Genomic DNA, 17,460 nt, shown 5'->3' with positions numbered 1-17,460 from the left:
CGCCGCCCCGGATCGCGGCACTGGGGGTGGCGGCGCGTGCTCGTGGCCGGGTGACGCCTTCCGAGGGCAGGAGGCGTCACCCGGTTCGACCGCTGGGCGACGGTGCCTAGGACCGGACGTGCAGAATCGCGTCCGCGTCGTTCAGGATCCCCGGGTCGAGCGGGAAGTAACCCTGCCGAGGGGTGGGGTCGGTCCGGATGCTCGCGGGCGGGACCTCGGCCGCGGTGAGCAGGCCCCAGTCCGTGGTGACGTGCTTCTGAAGGAACCCTTCGTAGGTGTCGGGCTCCGGCTCTTCGAGCGCGATGGCTTCGCTTCGGCCGAGGCTGGTCGCCACGAAGACGTAGCGGTCGCCCAGCAGGGGAGCCACCAGCGCGCCGGCGGGGAACCAGGTGGTCTCCGTCCCCGCCACCCGCATCGTGCTCGCCTGGCGGCGCAGGTGGAGATTGTGGGCGAAGACCAGCGTCCTGCCCCGGACGGCTTCGGCGGCTCGGATGTCCAGCAGATTCCGCGCCATGATGGCGTCCCGGGTCGCGACGAGGGGCGCGTAGCGCTCGTGCGGCTCCAACGGTTCGGCGCATTGCCGGTGGTAGCGAAGCAGATCGATACCCGCCATGAGCTGGATCTCCGCCCGCGACCAGTGCTCCGTGACCGGCTCCGGTTTCCGGGAGCGGAGCGCGCCGAGCAGGTCGGCCGCGATCGCGCGCAGCCGGTAGGCGTCGGCGGAGGCGCCGGGCGACGAAGCCGCGTCCATGACGGCTTCCGTGCGGCCCCAGCGTTCGTCGTCGCCCGCCGGGCCCGCGATGTCGACGTCGAAGCCAAGGAAGTCACGGGCGTGTTCGAGGTAGGGACGAGGACTGGGCGCCGAGGTGTTCTCGGTCTGGGTGTCGAAGCCGTGGAACGAAAGCCGCTCCTCGCGAGGCCGGTTCTCGTTGAACTCGCGCATCCAGGCGATCAGCCGCCTGTTCGCCTCGACGGCACCGAAGACGTGCGAGAAGCCTTCGCTCATCGCGAGGTCGAGGGTTCCGGTGCCGTCGCGGACGAAGTCGTTCGCGACGAGCGCGGCCACGCGATCCGTTTCGAGGGCGATCGAGCGGAAGCCGCGACCGACCAGCTGGGCGAACAGCTCGTTGCGGACGTCCGCGAAGACCGGGGTCGCGTGCGTCGGCTCGCCGAGGGCGAGCAGGTCGCAGGAGGGGGTCACGAAGTCTCGGATGTCTTGACTCATGAGGTTCAAGCGTATCGTTGATGCCTCGGTTGAAACTCTGGTCAGATTCGCCCTTGATCTGGGTGTCAAAGTCTCAAACGTCGTGTCAGGCGCGGGTCGGTAAGCCTTCGTGAGTGACGGTCGGGTTCTGGCCAAGGGTGGCGTACGGACCTGCTGGCTCCCGGCCGCTGTTGATCCCGGGTCCGGCCCGGGAAGGCTTGGGGGTTCTGGAGGGGTATCGCGAAAGCCACTTCCGGGACATCAGACGTCTCGAAAGTGGCTTTCGCGACATGGTCGCCAGGGTGGTGCCGTGCCCGGGCTCGGCCGACCGGGTTGCGAAAGCCACTTTCGCAACCTTCAACGTTGCGAAAGCCACTTTCGCAACCCCGGCCAAGCTCGGATCTCGCCGCCGACGCCACCCGCGCCGCCTCACTCCTCGCGGCAGGCCCACGACAACCTGCCGCGAGGCGCCAGGGCGGCAGCGACGGTCTGCCGTGCCGCAAGAAAAACACTTCCGGACGACTCGCTCCCATTCCTATCGTCCGCTATAAAGTTTAAGGACGCTTCGCGTGCGAAGCGGCTTCGCTTGCGAAGTGGTCCTTCGCAGAAATGCGCGAGCGCAAGTTATCAGCAGTTGAGGTGAATCACCGCGTGGCATTCACCGCGCGGCCGGAGTTCGGCCCTACTTTCTCCCGCATGGTTGAGAAGGATTCGACGGCGCGGACCCGCGAACTGGGCCACCGCATGAAGGCGTTCCGGCAGCGCAAGCACTTCAGCGGAGCCGACGTCAGCCGCCGTAACGGCTGGTTGCAGAGCAAGGTCACGAGGTGGGAACAAGGGCTGCGTGAGCTCTCCGTGGTGGACGCGGCGCTGTACCTCGCGTCCTGTGGCGAGGCGGAGCCCGAACGTGACCTGCTGCTGGAGCTGACCCAGCCCGGCGGAGACCTGTACTGGGTTCGGCCGTACTTCGACGAACTCGTCGATCCGATGAAATCCCTTGCTATCCAAGAGAATCTCGCGCACACGCTGGTGCGCTACGAGTCGTTGACCCTGCCCGACCTCCTCCAGACCGAACAGTACGCCCGCACCGCCTTCGAGCTGATCGGCAACCGCGACCAGGCTCAGCTGGATCAGGTCGTGAAGGCCAGGATCGACCGGCAGAAGCTGCTGCAGCGTGATCGTCCGCCCCGGTGCCGGTTCTACGTCCACGAGCGAGCGCTGCGTTCGGTCGTCGGCGGTCCCCGGATCATGCACGAGCAGCTGCTTCATCTCGTCCTGTCGGCGAACCTGCCGTATTGCTCCATTCGTATCGTCCCGGAAAGCGGCGGAGTCGGCGCGGTGCTCGAGAATTCGTTCACCATCATGGAATTCACGGAACATCCGGCCGTGGTGTACACGGATTCCTATGCGGCCGGGGTGTTCATCGACGACCGGGTGGCGGTCGAGGCCTATTATTCGCTCGTCGCGAGACTGGAAAGCGATACCCTGACCGAGGAGAAGTCACGTCAAACGCTCGCCGAATGGGCGGATCGGTACGACCGGATGGAGGAGTGAGTCGTCCGAGGTTTCCCGCGGTCGCCTCCTGGGGTAATCCTTGCCGGTAGCCGAGAAGAAGGAGTTCGTGGTGACGAAGACGCAGGGTGGTGCCCCGGTCGCCGAGACGGAGATCGAGCGGAAGTACGACCTGGCGGCCGATCGGCCCATCCCGCCGCTGGTCCCGGTCGGCCCCGTGACGAACCAGGCCGACCCGAGGGTCGACATCCTCGACGCCACGTATTTCGACACCTCCGACTTCCGGCTCGCCCAGGCCGGCATCACGCTTCGGCGGCGGCTGGGCGGGAGTGACGAGGGCTGGCACCTCAAGCTCCCGGTCGGCGAAGACCGGCGAGAAGAACTCCGCCTCCCGTTGGCGGGCAAGCCGGACAAGGTGCCGGGCGCGCTGGCGAAGCTGGTCCGGGCGCACACCCTCGGCGCCAAACTCGTCCAGGCCGCGCATCTTCGCACCGAGCGCACCTCGTACGCCTTGCTCGACGCAGGAGGGCGTGAGGTCGCGACGCTGACCGACGACGTCGTCACCGGCGAAGCGGGCGGGGAGAAGGCGCATCTCGACCGGTGGCGAGAGATCGAGATCGAACTCTCGCCCGGTGCCGATCCCGAGGTGCTCGAGAGTTTGGACCACGCGGTGCTGGAGGCGGGCGCGGAGCGGTCACGGTGGCCGTCGAAGCTCCGGCGCCTGACCGACGAGCTCGTGCCGTCCGCGAGGCGAGAATCGGGTTCGGTGCTGGCGGATTACCTCGCCGCGGAGCTGGAATCGTTGCGACGCAACGACATAGGGGTCCGCCGCGACACCGAGGACGCGGTGCACCAGATGCGGGTCGCGAGCAGGCGGCTCCGCAGCGCGCTGCGGACGTTCCGGCGTTCCCTCGATCCGGACGTCGCGGACGGGCTGGCCGCCGAACTTCGCTGGCTCGGGGGCGAACTCGGGCCGGCGAGGGACACCGAGGTGATGTCGGCACGCCTGCACGACGAGGTCAAGGCGCTACCGGCCGAGCTGGTGCTGGGCAACGTCGAGCAGCTGATGACGCGGCACTTCGCGCGCGAGGCCGAAGAGGCCAAGGCTCGGGCGATCCGGGCGCTCGACAGCAAGCGGTACACGGAGCTGTTGCGCGCACTGGAAAAGCTCGTCCGTAAACCCCGGAAGATCAAGGGCGGCAAGAAGGAACTGCGCGCGGCGGTCGCGCGCTCGGCCCGGAAGCTCGGCAAGGCCGTCGCGGCGGCGCGCGAGCTGGAGCCCGGTGCGGAGCAGGACGCCGCACTGCACGAGGTACGCAAGAAGGCCAAACGAGCCAGGTACGCGGCGGATACGGTCAGGCCGGTATCCGGCAGGAAACTTCGAAAATGGCGAAAGAACGTCAAGGCGGTGCAGTCCACGCTCGGCACGCATCACGACATCGTGGTCACCCGGGACGTCCTGCGGCTCCTCGGCCTGCGCGCGTACGCCGAGAACGAAAACGCCTTCACGTTCGGGGTTCTGCATGGGCGCTCGATCGCCGCGGCGGAGTCCGCGCATCGGCGCTTCGCCGGAGAATGGCAAGACATGGGTAAAGGTTCTCGTCCGAAATGGCTCAAATGAGGTAGCCCGGGTTGACCTCTCGCCGTCGCTGAGTACCGTCGAGGGAACTTGGTGGTCTGGAGAGAGGCGCCCCCAATGTTGCCTGGCCAGCGCGTACCCGGCGAAGCCCCGCCCCTGGCCGTGACCACCAGCCGCCGCAAGGACGGCGTCCTCATCCTCACCGCGGTGGGGGAGATCGACGCCGCCACGGTGGGCCGGTTCCGTACCGAGCTCAGCGGTGCTTGTGTCAGAGGAAAGCACGTGATCCTCGACCTCTCCGGCGTCCGTTTTCTCAGCTGTGCCGGATTGCAGGCGCTCGAGGAGGCGAACGCGGTGTCCCCACGATTCTCGGTGATCGTGAAGACCGCTTTGGTGTCACGGATTCTGGACGTCAGCGGGGTCGGAGCCGATCTCGACGTCAGCTGGGATCTCGAGGACGTGCGCATCTAGGGCGTGTTTCACAAGTCACGTTCGCGGTCTTCGCGCCCAGGCGGTCCCTGACGGCACGGGCGGATGCGGCCGAGTACGACCCGGTACGAGGCCGATCCGCCCGCACCGCCAGGAACCACCTGGATCACGAATCCCATCGAACAGACTTGTGAAACACGCCCTAGCCCGATCTGCCGTCGAGTTCCACCTCGTCGGCCTGGACGTCCGGCAGCAGGCCGCGCCAGCGTGGATTGCGCAGGCAGCCCGCGTCGGTCCAGCCGCCGAAGACGACCTCGCCGACGATGGTCGGCCGCGACCAGCGCGCGTCCCGCGCCTGCTTGTCCGGAACGGAGTGGAACGGGGAGGTTTTGCGCTCCAAGCGGAACAGCCGCCGGGAGAGCTCCACCAGTTCGTCGCCCGCGAACCCGACGCCGACGTTTCCGATGTACCGCAGGCCATCCTCGTGCGGGACGCCGAGCAGCAGCGAGCTGAACGTGTCCGCCCGGCTGCCGCCGCCCGGCCGCCAACCGCCCAGAACCACTTGCTGTACCAGGGTTCCGGTGATGGAGAGCCATTCCCCGGTGCGCCTTCCCGGGTGGTACGCGGAGCCGGCCCGTTTGGCGACGATGCCGGCGAGCCCGTGTTCGCGGGCCGCCCGCGCCACCGCGCCGCCGTCCCCGAGGTAGTACCGCGGGACTTGCCAATGCGGCCCGGCGAGACCGAGTTCGTCGAGGAGTTCCCGTCGTGCGACATAAGGCGTCTCGACGCAGGAGCGGCCGTCGAGATGCAGGAGGTCGTTCACGAGGTAGAACGCGGGATACCGGGACGTGAGCCGTTTCGCCGAACTCTTCGTCGCCCGTGCGCGGTGCCCGAGGCCTTCGGGGCTCGGCTTCCCGCCGTCGAAGACGACGATTTCCCCGTCCAGGAACGCTTCCATGGCGCCGAGCTGTTCACCGAGGCCGCGGAATTCGGGATACAGCCCGGTGACGTCGTCGCCCGAATCGTCGTAGGCGGTGATGCGTCCCCCGGACACCCGGATCAGGGTCCGGCGGCCCGACCAGTCGAATTCGTAGGCCCAGTCCGCGTCTTCGCTCGTCGACGGAAGCCGCCCCGGTTTGCTCAGCATCGGGGCGAGGAAAGAGGGGAGGTGCGCGCGGCCGGGATCGGCGGGGTCGAGCCTTTTGAGCAACCAGCCGTTGTCCCTGCCGTCCTTCTTCACGTTGAGGAACAGGTATTTCCCGCGGGCCCGCTCGCCGTGGAAGACGACTTCGACCTTGTGGTCGTTGAAGTGCAGCGTTTCGTACCGGCCGGTGTCCCAGATCGTCATGGTGCCGCCGCCGTATTCGCCCGCGGGAATCTCTCCTTCGAACGTGAGGTATTCCATCGGGTGGTCTTCGGTGTGCACGGCGAGCCGCTCGAGATCCGGCGACATCGGCAGGCCCTTCGGCACCGCCCAGGAGACGAGCACGCCGTCCCGTTCGAGGCGGATGTCCCAGTGCAGACTGCTCGCGTGGTGCTCCTGGATGACGAAGAGATCGTCGGCCCCGGCGTCCCCGTCGCGATCGGGGAGAGGTTCGGGAGTACGTCCCGGTTTGCGCTTACGGCGGTATTCGCCGAGTTTCTCCGCCATGGCCGGCCAGCGCACCCCTCTTTCGGATCGGGTCACGCAAGCCTAGCGCCGTCCACGCTCCTTTCGTGCGCTGAGAGCCTCTTTTCCCACGGTTACAGCAGGAAAAGAGGCCCTCGGCGGGAGGTGGTTCAGTCGGTCTCGGCCAGTGCCTCCGCGAACTGCGCGGCGTAGAGCCGGGAGTACGCACCACCGGTGAGCAGCAATGTTTCGTGATCGCCCTGCTCGACGATCGACCCGTTCTCCATCACCAGGATGACGTCCGCGTCGCGGATGGTGGAGAGCCGGTGCGCGATGACGAAACTCGTCCGCCCTTCGCGCAGCGAATTCATCGCCCGCTGGATCAGCACCTCGGTCCGCGTGTCGACGGAACTGGTGGCCTCGTCGAGGATGAGGATCGCGGGTTTCGCCAGGAACGCCCGCGCGACGGTGATCAGCTGTTTCTCACCGGCGCTGACCGTGCCGCCCTCGTCGTCGATCACCGTGTCGTACCCGTCCGGAAGGGTCCGGACGAACCGGTCGACATGGGTCGCCTTGGCCGCCGCGACGATCTCCTCGTGCGTGGCATCCGTGGCACCGTAGGCGATGTTCTCCGCGATGGTGCCGCCGAACAGCCACGCGTCCTGTAGCACCATGCCGGTCTTGGCCCGCAGGTCCTCGCGGTCCATCCCGGCGATGTCGACGCCGTCGAGGGTGATCCGGCCGCCGTCGAGTTCGTAGAACCGCATGAGCAGGTTGACCAGCGTGGTCTTCCCCGCTCCGGTCGGGCCGACGATGGCGACGGTGTGCCCCGGTTCGACGGTGAGCGAAAGGTCCTCGATGAGCGGCGTGTCCTCGGCGTACCGGAACGACACGTGCTCGAACTCGACCTGGCCCCGCACGTCTGCGACCCGCGCGGGTTCGGCGGGCTCGGGTTCCTGCTCGTCCGCGTCGAGCAGCGCGAAGACCCGCTCCGCGGACGCGATCCCGGACTGCAGCAGGTTCGCCATGCTGGCGATCTGCGTGACCGGCTGGCTGAACTGCCGTGAGTACTGGATGAACGCCTGGACGTCGCCGAGCGACAGCGTCCCGGACGCCACCCGCAGCGCGCCGATCACGGCCACCAGCACGTAGCTCAGGTTGCCGATGAACATCATCGCGGGCTGGATGGTGCCCGAGATGAACTGCGCCTTGAAGCTCGCGCCGTAGAGCGTGTCGTTGTGCTCGCGGAAGACCTCCTCGGCCTCCTCGCGGCGGCCGAACACCTTGACCAGCGAGTGCCCGGTGTACATCTCCTCGATATGCGCGTTGAGCCGTCCGGTGGTGGACCACTGCTTGATGAACTGCGGCTGCGCCTTCTTGCCGATCTTGGCCGCGACGAGCACCGACGCCGGCACCGAAAGCAGCGCGACGAGCGCCAGCAGGGGCGAGATGACGAACATCATCACCAGCACGCCGACGACCATCAGCAGCGACGACACGATCTGTGCGAGGGTCTGCTGGAGGGAGAGCGCGAGATTGTCGATGTCGTTGGTCGCCCGGCTCAGCACCTCGCCGCGCGGCTGGCGGTCGAAGTAGCTCAGCGGGAGCTTGGCGAACTTCTCCTCGATCCGCTCGCGCAGGTCGAACACCGCCCGCTGGACCAGGTTCGTGGTCAGCCTGGCCTGCAGCAGCGAGAAGAACGACGCCACGATGTAGAGCAGCAGCACCCACAACAGGACCTGGCCGACGGCGTCGAGGTCGATCCGCTGACCGGGGACGAAGTCGATCCCCGAGTACAGATCGGCGACGGTGTTGTCGCCCGCCGCCCGCAGCCCGGCGATGACCTGGTCCTTGCTCACTCCCGCGGGCATGTCCTTCGCGACGACACCCGCGAAGATGAGGTCCGTGGCCATCCCGAGGATCTTCGGGCCGATGACGCTCAACGAGACGCTGGCGATGCCGAAGAGCAGGATGCCGTACAGCATGGCTCGTTGCGGTTGCAGCAGACGCAGCAGCCGTTTCAGGGATCCCTTGAAGTCCAACGCCTTTTCGGCGGGCTGCCCGCCCATGAAGCCGGCGGGGCCACGGCCGAGACTGCCGCCCCCGGGGCCGGGGCCCCGCGCGGCGCTCGCGCGCTCGCCCACCGGTTTGGCGGGAGTGTTCCCGGTGTCCGAAGAAGACTGTGTGGATTCGGGCGCGCTCATCAGGCGGCCTCCTGCTCGGTCAGCTGGGACAGCACGATCTCCCGATAGGTCTCGTTCGTGTCCATGAGTTCGGTATGGGTTCCGCTGCCGACGACGCGGCCTTCGTCGAGCACGACGATGCGGTCGGCGTGGCGGATCGTGCTGACCCGCTGCGCGACGATGACCACGGTCGCCTCGGCGGTCTCGGCCACGAGTGCCCGCCGCAGCGCGGCGTCGGTCGCGTAGTCGAGGGCGGAGAAGGAGTCGTCGAAGAGGTAGATCTCGGGGCGCCGCACCAGCATCCGGGCGATCGCGAGCCGCTGCCGCTGCCCGCCCGAGACGTTGGTCCCGCCCTGGGCGATGGGCGAATTCAGCCCCTCCGGCATCCGCTCGACGAAGTCCTTGCCCTGGGCGACCTCCAGCGCGTGCCAGAGCTCTTCGTCGGTGGCGTCCGCCTTGCCGTAGCGGAGATTGCTCGCCACCGTCCCGGCGAACAGGTACGGCTTCTGCGGCACGAGCCCGACGGCGTCGGACAGCACGGTCGCGTCCAGTTCGCGGACGTCGACGCCGTCGACCCGCACCGAGCCGTCGGTGGCGTCCATCAGCCGGGGGATCAGGTTGAGCAGCGTGGTCTTGCCGCTGCCGGTGCTGCCGATGATCGCGGTGGTCTCGCCAGGCCGGGCCAGCAGCGAGATCTCCTGGAGCACCGGCTTCTCCGCGCCGGGGTAACGGAATTCCACATCGGACAGTTCGAGGCGTCCGCGCACCTCGCCGGGGCTGACCGGGTTCGCCGGGAGGACGACGCTGGTGTGCGTGTCGAGCACCTCGGTGATGCGTTCGGCGCTGACCTCGGCGCGGGGCACCATCATGAACATGAAGGTGGCCATCATGACCGCCATCAGAATCTGCATCAGGTACGAGAGGAACGCGGTCAGCGCGCCGATCTGCATGCTGCCGTCGTCGATGCGCAGCCCGCCGAACCACAGCACGGCGACGCTGGAGGCGTTCATCACGAGCATGACGATGGGGAACATCAGAGCCATCAGCCTGCCGACGACGAGCGAGACGTCCAGCAGTTCGGCGTCGGCCTTGGTGAACCGCCGCCGTTCGTGCGTGTCCTTGACGAACGCCCTGATCACGCGGACGCCCATGATCTGCTCGCGCAGGATCTGGTTGATCTTGTCGATCCGTTCCTGCATCAGCCGGAACGCCGGCCGCATCTTCGCGATGATGACCCCGACCGAGACGCCGAGGATCGGCACCACGAGCACCAGCAGCCACGAGAGCGTGACGTCCTGGTTCAGCGCCATGATGATGCCGCCGAAGCACATGATCGGCGCGGACACCATCAGGGTGAAGGCCATCAACGTCAGCATCTGTACCTGCTGGACGTCGTTGGTGGTGCGGGTGATCAGCGATGGCGTCCCGAATTGGCCGACTTCACGGGCGGAGAAGTCCTGGACCCGGTGGAAGATGGCGCCCCGGACGTCCCGGCCGACCGCCATCGCGGTCCGGGCGCCGTAGTAGACGGCGCCGATCGAGCAGGCGATCTGCACCAGCGACACCAGCAGCATGACGCCGCCGACCCCGAGGATGTAGTCGATGTCGCCCTTGACCACGCCAGCGTCGATGATGTCGGCGTTCAGCGTGGGGAGGTAGAGCCCGGCGAGGGTCTGGACGAACTGCAGCAGCACGATCAGCCACAGGTCTCGCCGGTACGGGCGCAGGTGAACGCGCAACAGCTTGGTCAGCACAACGGTTTCTCCCCAGTGGTGGGTCGGGTGTTACTTCTGGTTCGGGTCGGTGAGCGAGGGGACGCCCGCCGCGGCCTCGTGCAGGAGGACGTCGAGCGTCCCCAAGAACGGCCTGGAGCCCTCGTCGATCAGCCAGCTGAAGAACGCGGTCTTCACCGCGGACTCCACGATCGCCGCCATGAGCCGCGCGTTCAACGCGTTTTCCGGGCCCGCGCCCGCACGCTCCAGGATGGCGTCGGCCAGTACCTGTTCGACCTTGGCGTGCGCTTTGAGGAACTCGCCCTGCACGGACGGGTGCAAGAGCAGTGACCGCGCCAGCTCGACCGAGCCGCGGTTCGGTTCCCCCAGGCTGCCGTAGGCTTCCAGCGTCGCGGCGCCGACCGCCTCCCACAAGGTCTCTTCCGAGGGCCGCTCCCGCAGCGCCTCCCGCAGAAGCTCCTGCCGTTCGACGATGAACGAGCAGATCGCCTCCTCCTTGCTGGAGAAGTAGTTGTTGAACGTGCGCGGGGAAACGCCCACGGCGGTGGCGATGTCCTCGACGCGGACCTGTTCGACGCCCTTCTCCATGGCGAGCTTGAGCGCTGCCTCGCTCATGGCGCGCCGGGCCGCGCGCTTCTTGCGTTCACGCAGTCCCAGGGGTTCGGTCATGCCCTCAGTTTAGGGAAAAGTTGCGGGGCGCGCAAATTAATGCGCGACACGCACTTTTCGGGCATCCCCCGTGGCGCGGAACACGCAGATGCAGCCGAATGGCCTAGCGCGCCGCGCTCACCAGCCGTAACGCGTTCGTGACCACGTCACTGCCAGCGGTTGAACGGAAACCGACTGTGGACACGGATAGTGACTTCTGCTTGCATGGCCGTCGTTGTGCTGGGGAGTGCGACACGGGTCCGGGTATGCGAAGAGAAAGAAGTGGAAGCACATGGTGACGCGGGCTCGAGGCTTGCTTGACCGCTCACGGGTTCTTCTGGACCGTTCCAGGGTCGCCGCGGCGCAGTTCCTCGCCGCCCCGCCCCGGCACGCTCCGTCGGCTCCACCGGTCGAACCGGAGGTGGAGCAGAGGCCGGCCGTGGACGCGCCGGACGCCGGCGCGCTCGCCGGTGTCTGCTCCAATGTCGCGCTGCGCGACCTCAATCTGCTCGACCAGCTGCTCGCGCAGCTGGAGACGATGGAGGCGGGGGAGGAGAACTCCGACCGTCTCGCCGAGCTCTACCGGCTCGACCACCTGGCGACCCGGTTGCGGCGCAACGCCGAGAACCTGCGCGTCCTCGCCGGCCGCGACGCCGACGACACGACGGCCGGGATCTCGTCCGTGCTCGACGTGATGCGGGCCGCGATGTCGTCGATCGACCACTACTCGCGGATCACGATCGGCCGGGTCGTTTCGCTCGGTGTCGTCGGTTTCGCCGCCGAAGACGTCAGCCGGATCCTCGCGGAACTGTTCGACAACGCGGCGAACCAGTCTTCGCCGAGTTCACCGGTCAGCGTCAGCGCGCATCTCACCGAACAGGGCAGCGTGCTGATCCGCATCGAGGACGAGGGCATCGGCATGCCGCCCGACCGCCTCGCGGCACTGAACGAGCGGCTGGCGGCCGGTCCGGTGCTCGACGACGATTCCGTGCGGCACATGGGACTCGCGGTCGTCGGCAGGCTCGCCGACCGGCACGAGATCACCGTCAAACTCGACCGCCGCACCCCGCACGGCACGGTCGCGACCGTGCTGCTCCCGGTCCCGGTGGTTTCGGAACTGGCCGAGAAGCAGTGGTCCGGTTCGCAGACCGTCGTGCTGCCGCAGGCCAGGATCACCAACGGAGCGTCCGTGGGCACCCCGGTCGCGACGCCGTCCGGGCTCCCGCGGCGACGCCCGGCTCCTTCGGCGGAACCGGAACGGAAGCCCAGCCCACGTCCGCGCACGGCCTTCGAGCCGCCCGCCGACGGCGGCACCACGGCCAGCGGTCTTCCGCGCCGGGTTTCCCGCAGTATCAGGACTTTGCCCGACGAACCGGCCCCGCCGACCACCCCGCCCGCCGACGCGGCGGACGGGCACGAGGCGCTGCTGGCCGACCTCGATGCCTTCACCGACGGCGAGCGTGCCGCCCTCGACGACCGGCACGAGCGTGAGACCGGAGGAAACACCCAGTGACCGCCCAGGACGCGACCACGGATTTCACGTGGTTGCTCGACGACTTCGTGCGCAAGGTGCACGGCGCCAGCCACGCGCTGATCATGTCCGTCGACGGTTTCCCTTTGACCGCTTCGGAATCGGTGTCCAGCGACGACGCCGAGCAGCTCGCGGCGATCGCGAGCGGCCTGCTCAGCCTCGCGGGCAACAGCGCCGCGCTGTTCGGCAAGGGCAACTGCGAGCAGATCATCATCCGGCTCACCCGTGGGTACTTCCTGTTCATGGGGATCGGTGCCGAGGCGGGGCTCGCGGTGCTCACCGAACCGGACTGCGACATGAAGGTCGTCGCCTACGAGATGACCCAGTTCATCACCAACGCCGGTCACGCGCTCACCCCCGAGGTGCGAGCGGGACTCCGGCAGGTCCTGACCGCCCGACGGCCGCAGGCCTGAGAATCCGGAGAAGGAAGGGATGACCGTGTCCAGCGACCAATCTCCGGACCGGCCCGGCAAGATGCGCAGCCGCAGAATCCGGCCGTACGCGCTGACCGGCGGCCGGACCAAGAGCAGCCAGCTGCTGCTGGTGGAGACCCTGATCTCGGTCCCGCGGTACGACCCGTCACTGGCCGAGGCGCTGATGCCCGAATCGCGCTCGCTGTACGAGCGCGCCCGGGACCGCTCCTCGATCGCCGAGCTTTCGGTGGGACTGGATCTGCCACTGGGCGTGGTCCGGGTGCTCGTCGGCGACCTCGCCACCCAGGGCGCCGTCTTCGTGCACCCGACGGCCCACGCCTACAACCACGATACGAACGTGCTCGAGAGGATCCTCGATGGACTCAAGCGCCTCCCGGTCTGACCCCAGTCTGCTGGCGATTTCCGCCAAGATCGTGGTCGCCGGTGGATTCGGCGTGGGCAAGACGACCTTCGTCGGCTCCGTCTCCGAGGTCCCGCCGCTGAGCAACGAGGCCTGGATGACCGAGGCGGGTGCCGGCGTCGACGAGCTGGTGCCGCCCGGAACCAAATCCACCACCACGGTCGCGATGGACTTCGGCCGGATCACCCTGCGTGAAGACCTGCTCCTGTACCTGTTCGGCACGCCAGGACAGGCCCGGTTCTGGTTCCTCTGGGACGACCTCTCGCGGGGCGCGCTCGGCGCCGTCGTGCTGGTCGACACCAGCCGGATCGACCAGTCGTTCGCCGCGATCAACTACTTCGAGAACGACTCCGAGCTGCCGTTCATCGTCGCGGTCAACCAGTTCGAGGGCATGCCGGTGCACGACCTCGAAGAGGTGCGCGACGCGCTGGCGCTGTCCCCGGACATCCCGCTGGTCACCTGCGACGCCCGCGACCCGAAGTCAGCGGTCGCGACGCTGCAGGAACTGGTGTCGCACACGTTGTCCCTCGCCGTGGTCTCCGGGCCAGGGCGGGAATTCGCCTCACTTGGCTGAACGGGTTCTGGGAGGAACACAGAGGATGCGCAAGGTTCTGATCGTCGGTGCCGGGCAGTCGGGCTTGCAGCTGGCCTTGAGCCTGCTCGCGCACGACTACGACGTCACGGTGATGTCGGCGCGGACGCCGGACGAGATCCGGTCCGGCAAGGTGATGTCGACCCAGTGCATGTTCCACTCCGCTCTGCAGCACGAGCGGGACCACAAGCTGAACCTGTGGGAGGAAGAGACCGTCAGGGTCGAGGGGCTCGGGGTTTCGATCGCCGGACCGGACTCCAGCCGGGTGCTGGACTGGTTCGGGCCGCTTGAGCACTACGCGCAGTCGGTCGACCAACGGGTGAAGATGGCCGCTTGGCTGGAGCTGGTGGAGGAACGCGGCGGCAAGGTCGTCATCCACGGGGTCACCACCTCGGATCTGGCGCCGCTGGCGAAGCTGTACGACCTGGTCGTCATCGCGGCGGGCAAGGGCGAGCTGGTCCAGCTGTTCGACCGGATCCCGGAGCGCTCGCCCTACACCGAACCCCAGCGCGCGCTTTCGCTGGCCTACGTGCACGGGGTCGAGCGACGGCCCGAGCACCCGGACAAGGCGGCGGTGCGGTTCAACATCATCCCCGGTGTGGGCGAACTGTTCATGATCCCCGCGTACACGCTGAGCGGGAACTGCGACATCCTGTTCTTCGAGGGGGTCCCGGGTGGCCCGCTCGACTGCTGGGACGACCGGCCGACGCCGCAGCAGCATCTCGACCGGATCCTGTCGCTGATGAAGCAGTTCCTCCCGTGGGAGTACGAGCGGTCCCGGAACGCCGTACTGACCGACGGCAAGGCGACGCTGGCGGGCGGGTACACGCCGGTCGTGCGGAACGCGGTCGGCAAGCTCGACTCGGGGACCGCGGTGCTCGGCATGGCCGACGTCGTGGTGGCCAACGACCCGATCACCGGCCAGGGCTCGAACAACGCGAGCCACTGCGCGGCGTCCTATCTGGACTCGATCCTCGAACGCGGCGACAAGCCGTTCGACGAGGAGTGGATGTCCGCGTCGTTCGAGAAGTACTGGGAGTACGCCCAGCACGTGACGATCTGGACCAACGCGATGCTGCAGCCGCCGCCCCCGCACGTGCTCCAGATCATCGGCGCGGCGGGGGAGAAGCCGGCCGTGGCGCAGCGGTTCGCGAACGGGTTCTCCGATCCGACCGATTTCCAGCACTGGTTCCTGGACCCCGCGAAAGCCGAGAAGTACCTGGCCGAGGTCTGATTCCAGGACCGCGACGGTCCCGCGATCGAGTTCGCGGGGCTGTCGCGGTGCGCCGTTTCGGGCTACCGTGGTCACCGTGTGTGAGTACGGTCGGTGACGGCAGCGGAGGTGCGGCTCGATGCGTTCGATGTGGAAGGGCTCGGTGTCCTTCGGGCTGGTGAGCATCCCGATCCAGCTCTACGCGGCCACCGAGAACAAGAACGTCTCGCTGCGCCAGGTGCACGAGGCCGACGGCGGCCGGATCCAGTACAAGCGGTTCTGCACGATCGACGGCGAGGAAGTGCCCTACGCCGAGATCGCCAAGGGCTACGAACTGCCCGACGGCGAGATGGTGGTGCTCACCGACGAGGACATGTCCGAGCTGCCGCTGGCGTCCTCGCGGGCGATCGACGTGCTCGAGTTCGTGCCGCTGGAGTCCATCGACCCGATCCAGTTCGACAAGACCTACTACCTCGAACCGCAGAAGAACGCCGTGAAGCCGTACGTGGTCCTGCGTGACGCGCTGCAGAAGGCGAGCCACGTGGCGGTCGCGAAGGTGGCCATCCGCCAACGGGAGACGCTCGCGATCCTGCGGGTCCACAGCGATGTCCTGACGATGACGACGATGCTGTGGCCCGACGAGGTCCGTGTCCCCGATTTCGGGTTCCTGCACGACGATCCGCCGCAGGTACGGCCGCAGGAGCTGACGATGGCCGGCTCACTGATCGACTCGCTCTCGGAGCCGGTGTTCGAGCAGGAGAAGTACAGCGATTCGTACCGCGAGGCACTGGAAGCCATGATCGAGGCCAAGGCCGCGGGCAGCCAGACGACGAAACCGAAGGCCGTCGGCGCGAAGGCCGACGTCGTCGACCTCATGGAAGCCTTGCAGGCCAGTGTGAGCGAGGCGAAGAAGAGCCGGAAGCCCACGGCCGCCAAGAAGACCACGGCTGCCAAGAAGCCCGCGTCGGCCAAGCGGACACCGAAGAGCGCCTGACCCTCCTTTGTGGACTGTTGTGCCCGGTGTCACCCGCCGGGTGACCCGACACGCCGCGTGCATGCCAGGATTTGTCGCCCCTCGGTGGTAGTAAGGCAATCGAGGAGAACTTCGACCTGATCGCGGGAGGCGGCATGAACCTGGAGTGCGCGTTCTGCGCCGGCGGGCTCGATCACTGCCACGGGACCCTGGTGGTCCACGTCGACGGTGGTTTCACCGAATGCAGCGAAGACGGCTGCGTCGACCTCGACTTCTCCCGGCACACGCTGACGATCGACTGTTTCGACGTCGACGGAGGCTGCTCGTGCGCGGAGATGGCGGCCCGGCTGCTGCTGCGAGCTTCTTGACCGGCGGCCAATACACCACTCCGGCCCCCATCGGGAGATCGTGCCCGATTGCCACTCGAAAGTGTATGCGTTCGTGTACATCTCGGCCGGGAATGTGTTAACTATGACGGGGTCCTCCGGCTCTCCCTCCCCCTCGGAGCCGGGGGACCCCTTCATGTCACGGCGCTTCCTTGGCGGTGTCGTGGATCGGCGCCCCGTTGTAGGAGCGTACGGCCTCCCAGACACCCTCTCCGTCCGCGTAGTCACGCGCGGGCAGCGTGCCCAGAGGGCCCAGGACGTCGTCGCCCGCTCCGGCCGCCGCGGCGGCCCGTAGGAGTTCGTCGCGTCCACACGGGTACTTCGCGCCCGTCAAGTACGGGCGAGGGTCCGTCCCTGGCATCGGCTCTCCCTCCTTCTCCTCGTTCGCGGCGGATACCCGGCGATCGGGGAACGAAAACGGCCCGGGCACCCGGCGTGAGGGGAACGCCGGGTGCCCGGGCCGCTTTCAGCGCCGGTACCGGGGGCACGGGTACCGGTTTCGGTCCGGTGCTCAGTACCAGTGGGCGCGACCGCCGATGGCCTTCCCGGTGTTCCCGAGAACGGCCAGGATGATGCCGATGACCGCCAGCGCGATCCCGATCGAGTACAGGACGGGGATGCTGGCGATGACACCGACGACAATCAGGATGACGCCGAGAATGATCACGGGAACACCTTCTCCTTCGTAGTCGCCCGGCCCACGTGCTGCCGGGGTGTGGCTACTAAGGGGATTCCCGCTCGAACCGGTGAGAAACAGGTCCATCCGGCCGAAGTTTTCACGCATTCGGCCTAGTGACCGCTTGACCTCGTGAGCGGTAAGGACGGCTGGAGCGGCACGGACTTGGTAAGCACCACGTCCGCCTCCTGCGCATCAGCAGCCACAACGACTGCGCGTGAAGGCCCCCTTCCCTCGGCTCAGCCGAGGAAACTCGACCTTCACACCCCGCCCAAGTACGTGAAGGACCCCTTCCTTGCGCTAGGCGCAAGGAAGGGGTCCTTCACGTACTGCCATCAGCAAGTGCTCACGAGGCGTG

General features: G+C 67.5%; 17 protein-coding genes. 10 read left to right on the top strand and 7 right to left on the bottom strand.

Going from position 1 to position 17,460, the window contains the following annotated elements; translation table 11 throughout:
- Positions 1–106: 106 nt before the first annotated feature.
- Positions 107–1,225: an erythromycin esterase family protein gene (locus tag ACOCEP_RS33690; protein WP_482333348.1), complete on the bottom strand. Its 1,119-nt coding sequence runs from the start codon at positions 1,223–1,225 to the stop codon at positions 107–109.
- 675 nt (positions 1,226–1,900) lie between these two features.
- Here ACOCEP_RS33690 and ACOCEP_RS33685 point away from each other — a divergent pair.
- The 3 genes from ACOCEP_RS33685 (at position 1,901) to ACOCEP_RS33675 (ending at position 4,766) form a co-directional block, all read left to right on the top strand.
- Entirely contained in the window at positions 1,901–2,758 is an 858-nt protein-coding gene (locus tag ACOCEP_RS33685) for a helix-turn-helix domain-containing protein (protein ID WP_482333346.1), read from the top strand.
- Between the two features lie 70 nt (positions 2,759–2,828).
- Positions 2,829–4,337 carry a CYTH and CHAD domain-containing protein gene (locus ACOCEP_RS33680; protein ID WP_482333343.1) on the top strand — a complete coding sequence of 503 codons (1,509 nt, stop codon included), beginning with the start codon at positions 2,829–2,831 and terminating at the stop codon, positions 4,335–4,337.
- Between the two features lie 75 nt (positions 4,338–4,412).
- The gene (locus ACOCEP_RS33675; protein WP_482333341.1) at positions 4,413–4,766 is read left to right on the top strand and encodes an STAS domain-containing protein; all 354 of its coding nucleotides are present in this window, start codon (positions 4,413–4,415) and stop codon (positions 4,764–4,766) included.
- A gap of 160 nt (positions 4,767–4,926) precedes the next feature.
- On the opposite strand, the gene ACOCEP_RS33670 is transcribed toward ACOCEP_RS33675, so the two are convergent.
- From ACOCEP_RS33670 to ACOCEP_RS33655, 4 genes are all read right to left on the bottom strand, one after another.
- A complete protein-coding gene (locus ACOCEP_RS33670; RefSeq protein WP_482333340.1) occupies positions 4,927–6,375 on the bottom strand; it encodes a DNA polymerase ligase N-terminal domain-containing protein in 1,449 nt (482 codons plus the stop codon).
- A 128-nt stretch (positions 6,376–6,503) separates the two neighbouring features.
- Entirely contained in the window at positions 6,504–8,537 is a 2,034-nt protein-coding gene (locus tag ACOCEP_RS33665; protein WP_482333338.1) for an ABC transporter ATP-binding protein, read from the bottom strand.
- A complete protein-coding gene (locus tag ACOCEP_RS33660) occupies positions 8,537–10,270 on the bottom strand; it encodes an ABC transporter ATP-binding protein (protein WP_482333337.1) in 1,734 nt (577 codons plus the stop codon). The genes ACOCEP_RS33665 and ACOCEP_RS33660 overlap by 1 nt, the downstream gene beginning before the upstream one ends.
- A 30-nt stretch (positions 10,271–10,300) precedes the next feature.
- Positions 10,301–10,918, bottom strand: a complete 618-nt coding sequence (locus ACOCEP_RS33655) for a TetR/AcrR family transcriptional regulator (protein ID WP_482333336.1) — start codon at positions 10,916–10,918, stop codon at positions 10,301–10,303.
- A 271-nt stretch (positions 10,919–11,189) separates the two neighbouring features.
- Between ACOCEP_RS33655 and ACOCEP_RS33650 the strand changes: the two genes are divergently transcribed.
- The 7 genes from ACOCEP_RS33650 to ACOCEP_RS33620 all read left to right on the top strand — a co-directional run bounded on the left by ACOCEP_RS33650 (position 11,190) and on the right by ACOCEP_RS33620 (position 16,408).
- Positions 11,190–12,410, top strand: coding sequence for a sensor histidine kinase (locus tag ACOCEP_RS33650; protein WP_482333335.1), 1,221 nt, complete (start codon positions 11,190–11,192; stop codon positions 12,408–12,410).
- Positions 12,407–12,841 (top strand): roadblock/LC7 domain-containing protein, encoded by a 435-nt coding sequence (locus ACOCEP_RS33645; RefSeq protein ID WP_005159022.1) that lies wholly within the window; start codon positions 12,407–12,409, stop codon positions 12,839–12,841. The genes ACOCEP_RS33650 and ACOCEP_RS33645 overlap by 4 nt, the downstream gene beginning before the upstream one ends.
- 19 nt (positions 12,842–12,860) lie before the next feature.
- Positions 12,861–13,244, top strand: a complete 384-nt coding sequence (locus ACOCEP_RS33640) for a DUF742 domain-containing protein (protein WP_482333333.1) — start codon at positions 12,861–12,863, stop codon at positions 13,242–13,244.
- Positions 13,219–13,836, top strand: a complete 618-nt coding sequence (locus ACOCEP_RS33635) for a GTP-binding protein (RefSeq protein WP_482333332.1) — start codon at positions 13,219–13,221, stop codon at positions 13,834–13,836. The genes ACOCEP_RS33640 and ACOCEP_RS33635 overlap by 26 nt, the downstream gene beginning before the upstream one ends.
- Positions 13,837–13,861: 25 nt before the next feature.
- Positions 13,862–15,088 (top strand): styrene monooxygenase/indole monooxygenase family protein, encoded by a 1,227-nt coding sequence (locus tag ACOCEP_RS33630; protein ID WP_482333331.1) that lies wholly within the window; start codon positions 13,862–13,864, stop codon positions 15,086–15,088.
- Positions 15,089–15,206: 118 nt separating this feature from the next.
- Positions 15,207–16,061, top strand: coding sequence for a non-homologous end joining protein Ku (ku, locus tag ACOCEP_RS33625; protein WP_482333330.1), 855 nt, complete (start codon positions 15,207–15,209; stop codon positions 16,059–16,061).
- Between the two features lie 134 nt (positions 16,062–16,195).
- The gene (locus ACOCEP_RS33620; RefSeq protein WP_482333329.1) at positions 16,196–16,408 is read left to right on the top strand and encodes a hypothetical protein; all 213 of its coding nucleotides are present in this window, start codon (positions 16,196–16,198) and stop codon (positions 16,406–16,408) included.
- A gap of 157 nt (positions 16,409–16,565) precedes the next feature.
- Here ACOCEP_RS33620 and ACOCEP_RS33615 read toward each other — a convergent pair whose 3' ends face one another.
- Together ACOCEP_RS33615 and ACOCEP_RS33610 are read right to left on the bottom strand one after the other, a co-directional pair.
- Complete coding sequence (locus tag ACOCEP_RS33615; protein ID WP_482333328.1) at positions 16,566–16,787, bottom strand: DUF2795 domain-containing protein; 222 nt, start codon at positions 16,785–16,787, stop codon at positions 16,566–16,568.
- A 150-nt stretch (positions 16,788–16,937) separates the two neighbouring features.
- Positions 16,938–17,093, bottom strand: coding sequence for a DUF6131 family protein (locus ACOCEP_RS33610; RefSeq protein WP_007034891.1), 156 nt, complete (start codon positions 17,091–17,093; stop codon positions 16,938–16,940).
- Positions 17,094–17,460 lie beyond the last annotated feature (367 nt).

Source organism: Amycolatopsis sp. CA-211722 (genome assembly GCF_056828465.1).
The sequence above is the reverse complement of the archived record's forward strand: the minus strand, read 5'-3'. Positions and strand labels throughout refer to the sequence as shown.

Bases quoted from the DNA above. Each gene is read 5' to 3' on its own strand.
- ACOCEP_RS33690 (WP_482333348.1), bottom strand. From the start codon at position 1,225: ATGAGTCAAGACATCCGAGACTTCGTGACCCCCTCCTGCGACCTGCTC.
- ACOCEP_RS33685 (WP_482333346.1), top strand. From the start codon at position 1,901: ATGGTTGAGAAGGATTCGACGGCGCGGACCCGCGAACTGGGCCACCGC.
- ACOCEP_RS33675 (WP_482333341.1), top strand. From the start codon at position 4,413: ATGTTGCCTGGCCAGCGCGTACCCGGCGAAGCCCCGCCCCTGGCCGTG.
- ACOCEP_RS33670 (WP_482333340.1), bottom strand. From the start codon at position 6,375: ATGGCGGAGAAACTCGGCGAATACCGCCGTAAGCGCAAACCGGGACGT.
- ACOCEP_RS33665 (WP_482333338.1), bottom strand. From the start codon at position 8,537: ATGAGCGCGCCCGAATCCACACAGTCTTCTTCGGACACCGGGAACACT.
- ACOCEP_RS33655 (WP_482333336.1), bottom strand. From the start codon at position 10,918: ATGACCGAACCCCTGGGACTGCGTGAACGCAAGAAGCGCGCGGCCCGG.
- ACOCEP_RS33650 (WP_482333335.1), top strand. From the start codon at position 11,190: ATGGTGACGCGGGCTCGAGGCTTGCTTGACCGCTCACGGGTTCTTCTG.
- ACOCEP_RS33640 (WP_482333333.1), top strand. From the start codon at position 12,861: ATGACCGTGTCCAGCGACCAATCTCCGGACCGGCCCGGCAAGATGCGC.
- ACOCEP_RS33635 (WP_482333332.1), top strand. From the start codon at position 13,219: ATGGACTCAAGCGCCTCCCGGTCTGACCCCAGTCTGCTGGCGATTTCC.
- ACOCEP_RS33630 (WP_482333331.1), top strand. From the start codon at position 13,862: ATGCGCAAGGTTCTGATCGTCGGTGCCGGGCAGTCGGGCTTGCAGCTG.
- ku (WP_482333330.1), top strand. From the start codon at position 15,207: ATGCGTTCGATGTGGAAGGGCTCGGTGTCCTTCGGGCTGGTGAGCATC.
- ACOCEP_RS33620 (WP_482333329.1), top strand. From the start codon at position 16,196: ATGAACCTGGAGTGCGCGTTCTGCGCCGGCGGGCTCGATCACTGCCAC.
- ACOCEP_RS33615 (WP_482333328.1), bottom strand. From the start codon at position 16,787: ATGCCAGGGACGGACCCTCGCCCGTACTTGACGGGCGCGAAGTACCCG.